Below are 9,829 nucleotides of genomic sequence, written 5' to 3'. Positions count from 1 at the left end.
CAGGCGGGCCTCGGCGCGCAGGCCGGGCCAGCTCGCCGCGTCCGCGCCGACCCGCACGGCCTCGTGCGCGAACACCTCCGCGCAGGCCGTGAACTCCTCGACGGCCCAGCGCGCGCCCAGGTCGCTGCGGAAGTGCGCGGCGGAGCCGTGGCCGTCGGCGACGGCGAGGACGACGGCGCGGCCGCCCGCCGTCGGCTTGGGGCCGCCCGCCGTCGGCTTGGCGGCGCAGCTGTCCTGGCTGTACCGCTTGGCGACGCCCTTGACGGCGCCGTGCAGCAGTTCCCAGTCGCCCACCGGCGTGGGCGTCTCGCGGACCGCGGTCACCAGATCTCGTCGTCTCCGTCCTTGGTCAGCGGCGGGCCCACCGGCGCGGCGGGCTTGGCGTCCTCGACCTTGGGGGTCGAGGCGTCCTTCACCACGGCCGTGGACATCCAGCGGATGGCGGCGGCGAGCTGGCGCGGGTTCTTGGCCTGCAGCGGCTCCAGTTCGGGGTTGGCGAGGAACTCCTTGAGCATGCTCTTGTCCGCGTCGTCGCCGATGGCGACGGCGACGCGCACGGCGCGCTTGCCCCAGGGCGTGCTGTCGATGGCGCGCAGACCGGCACGCCAGTCGTCGGTGGGCTGGCCGTCGGAGGCGAGCGCGAGCACCGGGGGCAGGGCGCGCTGGGGCATCGGCGGGGTCTCCAGGGCCCCGGCGGCGAGCTTGAAGGCGGCACCCATGTCCGTGCCGCCGTACGTGTGCACGTCCTCCCAGGAGAAGCTGTCCACCGGTGTGGGCTCGCCGACGTGCCAGCTCGCGCCGCTCGCGAACGAGATGGCCCGCACGAGCAGCGAGGCGGCGGGGTTGGCGTCGGCGGCCTGCTGCATCTCCGGGATGGCCTCGCGGATGGCGAAGTTCAGCTGGCCGATCTTGCCGTTCACGCTCATGGAGCCCGAGCAGTCGAGCATCCAGATGAAGTGCACGGGGCGGCTCGCCATGGCGCCGCCGGGAATGTTGTCGGCGATCACGCTGGTGTCGCTGGTGCTGTTGATTCGGCTCACGCTGGTCCTCTCCAGGTGGATCACGTCGGTGCTGTGCGGGGTGTTTCCGGTGCCGTGGTGGGGCGTGATGCGGGGTGGGGGGGCGCCTACCCGCCGCGGAGGCTGTCGCGCCAGGCGTTCCACTCCTTGAGGCGCTCCTCGCCCTGAACGTCGAGGACGGCGTTGGCGACGCCGCTCAGCGCCTCCTCGTCGAGGCCCGCCACGACCGGCCCGAGGATCTCCCGGAGCAGTTCTTCGGAGACGCGCCGCCAGTCGTGGCTGACACCGGGGCCCGACAGCGGCCGCCACAGGAAGTAGTACGCGCCGACCTCGTGCGGCCGGACCGGAAGGTCCCGCGCGAGCTGGTCCTGCTTGGCCTCGTCCAGCATCAACTGCCGGTAGGGCAGGAGCAGTTCGGGTCCGGCGTGGATGAGGTGACGGAACACGGGCTGCCGGGCGAGCTGGTCGGCCTCGGCGTGCACGAGGGCCCGCGCGACGAGCGCGCCGACGCCGTGGCGCACGGTGTGGCCGAGGGGCGCCGCGTCGACCATGAGGGCCTGGAGCTTGGGCACCTCCTGGCGTACGGAGAGCCGCTGGTCCGCGAGTTCCTGGGCGAGGACGAGCAGTTGCGCGGTGGCGCGCTCCTGCCGGTTCAGGCGGTCGTGGAGCATGTCGCGGGCGAACGTGACGGTCTCGCGGTCGACCCGGTCGGGCGCCGTCACCAGGGCTCTCATGTGCCGTCCGAGGCCCGCCTCGATGAGCAGTCGCACCGTGCAGGTGCGGGCCACCCAGGGCAGTTCCGCGGGTTCGGGCGCGCCGCCGGGCCAGACGAGCCGCCACATCTGCGCCAGCGTCGCCGCGTCGGTCACGCGGTGTCCCCGCAGGACCTCGGTGAGCTTGGCGAACAGCGCGATGCCGCGCAGGCCGTTGCCGGGGCCGCTCCAGCGGGCCGTCGCCTCGGCGAGGCGCAGCGGCAGCGGGGAGTTCTCGTCGAGGTTGCGGCGCAGCCAGTCGCCCTGCGCGGAGGCGGCGAGTCCGCGCAGCAGGTTGAGCCGCCCGAGGCTGCTCTCGCCGCCGAGCAGACCGAGGACGCGGCGGGTCAGTGACGCGTCGCCGACTGCGTCGAGTACGCGTACGGCGCGTGCGCGGGTGGTGTCGTCGACGTCGCGCAGGGCGCGGGAGAGCCGGTTCGTCGCGGCGTCGAGCCCGCGCCCGTCGTCGGCCCCGACCGCGGCCACGAGCCGCAGCGGTTCCACCCATGCCTCCATGGGGTCGCGCAGGGCCCGGCGCAGTTCCTCGTCGACGTCGCCGCCGTACTCGGCGCGCAGCACCCGCGCGGCATCCGCGCCGAGCGGCAACTCGGCGCACGCGGCCGCCAGTTCGCCCACCAGGTCCTGTGGTTCTGCGGCACCGAGCCGGTGCCGGGCCAGCGCGAGCGCGAGGGGCGCGGCGAGGTCCGGGGCGTGCCGGGCGATGTCCCGGCAGAGGGCGGTGAGGGCGAGCAGCGGATCACCGCCGCTCGCCGGCACCGACGCGACCGTCCAGACCATCGCGACCAGCGCGTCCACGGTCTGTCTCGCCTGGTCGCCGGGCAGCCCGGCCACCTCGGCGCCGGAGAGGAGGCCCGCGTGCAGCAGTGCCGGCACGAGTCGGCTCGGCGCGAACGGGCCGCCCTCGGGCCCGAGTTCGGCGCCGTCCTCCTCGCCGGCCTCCGCACCGCCGTCCCCCGCCCGCGGCACCGGCGCCCCGGCGGTCCACAGCCGCGCCGTCCAGGTGGCCCAGGTGTCGGTGAGGGGCGGGCTGCCGGGGCCGTCGAGGCCGTCGTGGACGCGGTAGAGGTGGTCGAGCACGGTGTCGTCGAAGCGGTCGAAGGCGGCGTCGGGTCCGATGCCGACGATGTGCTGCGGGGCGCGGCCGGGGTCGGCGGCGCGGGTGGTGAACGTCAGCGAGGGGACGTACGCGGGCGGCAGCGAGGCGCAGGCGAGCGCGATCCAGCGGGCGACGGTGTCCGGGCTCTCCTCCGCGACGACGAGCTGGCGTCCCGCCGGGTCGTCGAAGAGGCGGCGCACGTCGGCGAGGAAGGGGGCGACGCGCGGCTCGTGCGCGCGGGCGAAGCCGACCAGCTCCTCGCGGCCGAAGTAGCCTCCGGAGCCGGGGAGTTCGTCGTCGGGGTCCCCGGCGTCACGGACCACGTGGGCCGCGAGCAGGGTGACCGGCCACTGCTCGACGAACAGGGCGGTCTCGGGCTCGGTGAGGTGGATCGCCCGGACGCCGCGACCGGCGTCGACGGTGCGGCACAGCAGGCTGGCGCCGTCCGGCAGCCTGCTGAAGCTGAACCGCGCCTCCCCACCGAGCCCGCCCCCACCGGGCCCACACCCGGCCCCGACGGCCAACTCCACCCATTCGGCAACCTCCGCGGCCCCGCTGGGCTCGGCATCGGGCTCCGGGCCGGGGCGGGGGCGGGGGCCGGGGACGGAAGCGGGACTGGGGTCGGGGTCGGAGCCGGACGCCGGACCGGGGTCGGGGTGGTTGCCGGAAGCGGGGCCGGAAACCGGGCCGGAGTCGGGGTCGGGGTCAGGGGCGAGCGGGGCATCGGACGAAGAATCCGCCACGGAATCGGAAGGGGCACCGGGCCCGGATCCGGGCTCGGCTTCCGGCACCGCCCCGGACGCGGATTCCGGCACCGCCCCGGACACGGATTCCGGCACGGAACCGGCCACGGGTTCCGACCCCGAACCGGCCACGGCTGCGGGTCCCGACCCAGACACGGAGCCTGACTCGGCTTCCGGCCCCGCCCCGGACACGGAATCCGGCACCGCCCCGGACACGGATTCCCGCCCCGGCCCGGCCACGGGTTTCGGCACCGACCCGGACACGGATTCCCGCGCGGAGCCGGACGCGGGTCTCGACCCCGACCCGGACACGGGTTTCCACCCCGAACCGGACACGGGTTCGCCCCCCGCCCCGGACACGGGTTCCGCCCCCGCCCCGGACACGGACGCAGGACCCGGCCCGAAGCCGGTTTCAGCCCCGGGGCCCATCCCGACGTCGGGCTCCGCGTCGGATCGGGGCCCCGGACGGGGACGGGCGGGGACGGGGATCAGGCGGACGGCTCCGGTGATCGGCTCCTCGTCGAGCCGATAGCTGAGGTGGCGGATGGCCATGCCACATTGTGACCATCCGCGGCGGCCGCCCGCAGCCGGTCGGTCAACTTCCCCCGCTCACGGGCGGTTTCGCCCCCCGCACCCGCCCGGCGGGCCCCGCACTCTTGCGCGACCCCTCACCCCACGGCCATCGTGGCGGTCGTGACCGCCTTCATCCTTCCCCATGAGCTGCTCGGCGACGGCCCGCACAAGGTGATCGCCGTGCACGGCTGGTTCGCGGACCGCTCGGCATACGCGCCGGTGCGCGCTGACCTCGACGCGGACGCCTTCCAATACGCCCTGGTGGACCTGCGCGGGTACGGCGAGGCCAAGGGCGCCGTCGGCTCGTACACCACCGGCGAAGGCGCGGCGGACCTGCTGGACCTGGCCGACCGGCTCGGCTGGGAGCGGTTCTCGCTCGTCGGGCACTCGATGGGCGGCAGCGTGGCGCAGCGCGTGGTGGCGCTCGCGCCGCGCCGGGTGCGGCGGCTCGTGGGCGTCTCACCGGTGCCGGCGTGCGGACTCCCGCTGCCGCCCGAGCAGTGGGAGCTGTTCGCGTCCGCCGCGCACCTGGCGGACAACCGGCGGGCGATCATCGACTTGACGACGGGCGGCGCGCGCCCGGCCGCGTGGCTCGACCGCATGGTCGCGCGCTCGTTCGCGTGCAGCGACGCCAAGGCGTTCCGCGCGTGGCTCGACTCCTGGGCGCGGGAGGACTTCCACACCCGGGTGGCGGGCTGCCGAGTGCCCGCGCTCGCCGTCGTCGGCGCGCTCGACCCCGCCCTGTCGGCGGGCCTGATGCGCGAGACCTGGCTGACGTGGTTCGTGCGCGGCGAGCTGGTGGAGCTGCCCGGCGCGGGCCACTACGCGGCGGACGAGGCGCCGCTGGACCTGATCCGGGCGGTGGAGGACTTCCTGCGGGCGGACGAGGGTACGGCGGAGACGGCGGACGGACAGCCCCCGGCCGAAGCGGCCCCGTGACCGCACCGTCCGGCGCCCCCGGCGCCTCCGGCGCCCCCAACGTCCCCGGCGTCCCCGGCGTCCCGGGCGTCCCCGACGTCTTCGACCCCCGTCTGTACGCCGAAGACGTCCCGTACGACCGCTACCGCACCCTGCGCGACCACCACCCCGTGGCCCGGCAGGAGGAGCCGCCGGTGCTCGGCTGGCCCGCGGGCCCGGGGTTCTGGGCGGTGACCCGGCACGCGGACGTGACGGCCGTGCTCAAGGACACGGATACGTACTCCTCGTATCTGGGCGCCACCCAGATCCGTGACCCGGACCCGGCGGACCTGCCGTTCATCCGCCGCATGATGCTCAATCAGGATCCCCCCTGGCACGGCAGGCTGCGCACCTTGGTGAGCCGCGCGTTCACTCCGCGCCGCGTCGCCCGATTCGAGGCGCTGGCGCGCGAACGCGCCCGCGCGCTGCTCGCCCGGGCGGTCGACGAGGCGCGTGCCGGGGACGGCACCTGCGACCTCGTCGCCACGGTCACCGACGACTACGCGCTCCTGAACCTCGCGGACCTGCTCGGCGTACCGAAGAGCGACCGCGGCCTGCTGCTGCACTGGACGCAGCGGGTGATCGGCTACCAGGACCCGGACGAGGCGGGCGAGCCGGTGCTCGGCCCCGACGGGCGGCCGGTCAATCCGCGGTCCCCTGCGATGCTGGCGGACATGTTCGCGTACGCCGCCGAACTCGCCGCGCACAAGCGGCGCCACCCCGGCGACGACATCCTCACCACGCTCGCCACCACGCCCGAACTGAGCACCGCCGAACTGGAGATGTTCTTCTTCCTGCTGACGGTCGCGGGCAACGACACCGTGCGCGGCGCGGCGCCCGGCGGGGTGCTCGCGCTGGCCGGGCACCCCGGTGAGCTGCGCCGGCTGCGGGAGGGGACGGCCCCGGTGGCCGTGGCCGTGGAGGAGCTGTTGCGCTGGCATCCGCCGGTGCTGAGCTTCCGGCGCACGGCGGCCCGGGACACGGAGCTGGCGGGGCGGCGGATCCGGCGCGGCGACAAGGTGGTGGTCTTCCACGCCGCGGCCAACCGCGACGAACGGGTGTTCGCCGACCCGGGCCGCCTCGACCTGACCCGCGATCCGAACCCACACGTGTCGTTCGGCGGCGGCCCGCACGTGTGCCTGGGGGCCCACTTCGCCCGGCTGCAACTCGCGGCATTCTACGAGGAGTTGCTGGACGCGATGCCGAACCCCCGACTGGCCGCGCCCCCGCGCCGTCTCGTCTCCCACTTCATCAACGGCCTGAAGACGCTGCCTCTGCGCGTGATGGACTGAGCGCCCGCCCCGGCGGGGCGGGACAGCCGCGTCGGATACCGTTCGGGAAAGATCATCCCGAACACGGAAGCGAGAAGCGGGGCCATGCACGCGGCAGCCGAAGACGACTACCACGACGACGTGTTCCCGGTCGTCCCGGCGCCGCGGGACGGCACCCGCTGGGAGGCGCCCGCCGACCTGGAGCAGCATCTGTACGAGCTGGTCGAGGCGGACGACGGCTACGGCTATCTGCGGGCCCTCGCCGTGGAGGGCGTCTACCGCCCGGTGCCGCTCACCGACTTCGCCGCGGCGCCGGACGCCCCGCCGCTGTTCAGCGTCGAGGTCCCGGACGGCCGCAGGGTGGCGCAGGTGTACACGTCGGGCCTCCTGCCGCGCCCGCATCCGGACGTCGTGTACGAGTACGTCACGCTGGGCACCCTCGCGCGCGAGTGGCCGGACGACATCGACGTGATGGTGGTCAACACCCGGACGCCGTGCGAGCAGTACTACCTCACCACGGACGAGGAGCGCGAGGTCTGGGCCGATCTGCACGACGAGCACCACCGCGAGGGCCGGATCGACGACCGCGTCGACACCCGCCGCACGGGCGCGCCGGACGGTCCGGTGCTGCACGGCCTGGCCTGCGGCGCCCACCTGTGCTTCGCCAACGGCGACGCCTGGAACACCCTCGACTGGCACGGCTCGGGCTACAGCAACGAGGTGGCCCGCCTGGAGGAGTGGTGGGGCGTGCGGGACCGAGAGGAGTGGCTGGGGGTGCAGGAGCGCCTTCTCGGCCGTGAAGTCAGCCCCTGGTACTGGGACTTCGTGCTCGGGGCGCGGCTCGCGGTCGCCGCCGAGCAGGGCACGCCCGTGGACCCGGAGCTGTGGCGCCGGTGCGTCGAGGTGACGCTGCGCAACCGCGTCGTGGAGACCGGCGGCCCCGGGACCCCGCACCGCCCGGGCGACGACCCGGAGCTCGACCAGTTCGTCACCGCGCTGCGCGACCTCGTCGGCAAGATCCTGCGCTACGAGGCCCGGTTCCGCGCCGACGGGCTGCTCCCGCCCGACGGCCACGTCGCCAGCGTCGCGGCCTGGGACCTGGGCCGTGCCTCGAAGATGGCGCGCTGGGGCCGGGGCGCCCGGTACGCGACGCACGCCGAGCTGGTCGCGGCCCTCGAACGCGCCGCGCACGAGGCGCAGTCGGCGTACACGTCCTGGGCGGAGTTCTCCGCGGGCTATGTCCTGGGCCGCTGTCTGCACTTCGACGACGAGGAGTTCGGGACCTGGTACACGTCGGTGCTGCGGGCGCACCGGGCGTTGACGACGGATCCGGACAGTCCCTGGCTGACGGTCCCTTTCCGCACCGCGTGACGGACATCCCTCCCTGACAAGGCGTCACCCGCCGTCAGTACAGGCGCCTTTCGGCCGCACCCGACGTGGCGTTGGCCTCACCGCGGATACCGCACGCGCGTGCGGAAAGGATGCCCTGACAGGGGGACGGTTCGCGTGGGGCCGGCCCGCGGGGCGGAGGGGGTGCTCGGTGCGGGGGCAGGAGCAGGGGGGCCACAACGAGCTGAGCGGGACGGTGCGGGGCCCGGCGGTGCAGGCCCAGACCGTGTACGGCGGCATCCACATCCAGTACCCACCGACGGCCCCGCAACCGCCCCGACCGCCGTGGCAGTTGCCGCCCGCGGCCCGCATCACCGACCGCACGGCGGAACTCGACCTGCTCGAACGCCAGCGGCTGCGGGCCGATCACGGCGGCCACACCCTGGTCGCGGTCAGCGGCCTCGGCGGCGTCGGCAAGACGGCACTCACCCTGGCCTGGCTGCACGCGCTGCGGCCGCACTTCCCCGACGGCCAGCTCTACGCGGACCTGGGCGCCCAGTCGCCGGGCGGCCCCGCCGACCCGGGCGAGGTCATCGGCCGGTTCCTGCGCGCCCTCGGCGTCCCGGCCGCGCAGGTCCCGGCGGGGCTCGCCGAACAGGCCGCGCTGTACCGCTCGTTGACGGCGGGCCTGCGCCTCGTGGTGCTGCTCGACGACGCGGCGTCCGCCGCGCAGGTGCGGCCGCTGCTGCCGGGCGGCCGCAGCGTCACCGCCGTGACCAGCCGCTGGCGGCTGCCCGGCCTGACCGTCGACGGCTGCCACCCGGTACAGCTGGAGCCGCTCGGCGTGGACGAGGCCGTGGAGCTGCTGGCCGCGACGCTGTCCGACGACCGCGTGGCCGATCAGCCCGAACAGGCCCGCGCCCTGGTCGAGTTGTGCGCCGGGCTGCCGCTCGCGGTGCGGGTGGCCGGGGCCCGCCTCGCCGCCCGGCCGCGGCGCGGGATCACCACCATGGTCCGGGCCCTCACCGAGGAGCACGACCGGCTGGAGGAACTGGCGATCGACGGCGACCACAACGTGCGCGCGGCCCTCGACCTGACGTACCAGGAACTCCCGCCGGACGCCGCGCGCCTCTACCGCCTCCTCGGGCTGCATCCGGGCACGGAGTTCGGCGACGCGGTGGCCATCGCCGTGCTGTCGGAGCCGGAGCGTGGGGCGGGGTCCGACGACGCGGATGCCCACCCCCTACCGGCGGCCGCCTCACCGCACGCGCCCCGCGTCCTCGCCCTGCTCGACCTGCTGCACGACGCGAACCTGCTCACCGACGCCGACGAGGACCGGCACCGCTTCCACGATCTCGTACGGCTGCACGCGGCGGCGAAGGCCGCGCAGGACGAGTCGCCGTGGGCACGCGCGGCGGCGCTGCGACGGATCGCCGACCACTACCTCGCCACCGCGACCCAGGCCGAGCGGATCGTCGACCCGCAGCACCGCACGATGGCCCGCGACCACGGCCCGGGACCGGTGCTCACGGAGGACTTCGGCACGGGCCCGGAGGCGGCCCTCGACTGGCAGGAGCGCGAACTGCCCAACCTGATGGCGGTGCTGCGCGGCGCCCGCACCGCCTTCCCGACGGTGGCCTGGCAGCTCGCCGACGCACTGTGGCCGCTGTTCCTGCGCCGCAAGTTCTACGAGGAGTGGCGGGCCGCGCACCAGGAGGGGCTCGCCGCCGCCGAGGATCTCGGCGACACGGCGGCGCAGTGCCGGATGCTCACCTCCGGCGGCGTCGGCGAGCTGGGCATGGGCTGCCACGAGCGGGCCCTGGAGATGTTCGAGCGCGCGGCGCGCCAGTTCCGCGCCGACGGGAACGCGCTCGGCCACGCCCGCACGCTCAACTACCGGGGCCTCGCCCACCAGCGCCTGGGCCGCCTCGACGAGGCCGCCCGGTACTTCACGCGGGCGGCGGATGCGCTGCCGGGCGTCGGCGACGTCCGCGCGGGCGGCCTGGCCCGCCTCAACCTCGCCGACGTGGCCCTCGCCCGGGGCCGCCCCGCCGAGGCGGCCCGGCAC

The 9,829-nt window shown here is 75.3% G+C and carries 7 protein-coding genes; 4 read left to right on the top strand and 3 right to left on the bottom strand.

Annotated features, from left to right (window positions below; genetic code table 11):
* From STRAU_RS36320 to STRAU_RS36310, 3 genes are all read right to left on the bottom strand, one after another.
* The coding region (locus STRAU_RS36320; protein ID WP_037664263.1) for a protein phosphatase 2C domain-containing protein at positions 1 to 324 on the bottom strand (324 nt) is incomplete at its 3' end.
* On the bottom strand, positions 321 to 977 hold the full coding sequence (locus STRAU_RS36315; protein WP_037664267.1) for a vWA domain-containing protein: 657 nt from the start codon (positions 975 to 977) through the stop codon (positions 321 to 323). The genes STRAU_RS36315 and STRAU_RS36320, both read right to left, overlap by 4 nt.
* Before the next feature lie 149 nt (positions 978 to 1,126).
* On the bottom strand, positions 1,127 to 3,418 hold the full coding sequence (locus STRAU_RS36310; protein WP_037664262.1) for a GTPase-associated protein 1-related protein: 2,292 nt from the start codon (positions 3,416 to 3,418) through the stop codon (positions 1,127 to 1,129).
* Between the two features lie 906 nt (positions 3,419 to 4,324).
* Here STRAU_RS36310 and STRAU_RS36305 point away from each other — a divergent pair.
* From STRAU_RS36305 to STRAU_RS36290, 4 genes are all read left to right on the top strand, one after another.
* A complete protein-coding gene (locus STRAU_RS36305; RefSeq protein WP_052029427.1) occupies positions 4,325 to 5,143 on the top strand; it encodes an alpha/beta fold hydrolase in 819 nt (272 codons plus the stop codon).
* A gap of 92 nt (positions 5,144 to 5,235) precedes the next feature.
* Complete coding sequence (locus STRAU_RS36300) at positions 5,236 to 6,453, top strand: cytochrome P450 (RefSeq protein WP_052029426.1); 1,218 nt, start codon at positions 5,236 to 5,238, stop codon at positions 6,451 to 6,453.
* 84 nt (positions 6,454 to 6,537) lie between these two features.
* Entirely contained in the window at positions 6,538 to 7,803 is a 1,266-nt protein-coding gene (locus STRAU_RS36295; RefSeq protein WP_016645377.1) for a DUF1266 domain-containing protein, read from the top strand.
* 169 nt (positions 7,804 to 7,972) lie between these two features.
* Positions 7,973 to 9,829 (top strand): tetratricopeptide repeat protein (locus tag STRAU_RS36290; protein WP_037664261.1); only part of this gene is annotated, 1,857 nt, incomplete at its 3' end.

The organism is Streptomyces aurantiacus JA 4570 (assembly GCF_000414115.1).
Classification (GTDB): domain Bacteria; phylum Actinomycetota; class Actinomycetes; order Streptomycetales; family Streptomycetaceae; genus Streptomyces; species Streptomyces aurantiacus_A.
The sequence above is the reverse complement of the archived record's forward strand: the minus strand, read 5'-3'. Positions and strand labels throughout refer to the sequence as shown.

Excerpts from the sequence above, each read along its gene's own strand:
- STRAU_RS36315 (WP_037664267.1), bottom strand. The coding sequence starts at position 977 with ATGGCGAGCCGCCCCGTGCACTTCATCTGGATGCTCGACTGCTCGGGC.
- STRAU_RS36295 (WP_016645377.1), top strand. The coding sequence starts at position 6,538 with ATGCACGCGGCAGCCGAAGACGACTACCACGACGACGTGTTCCCGGTC.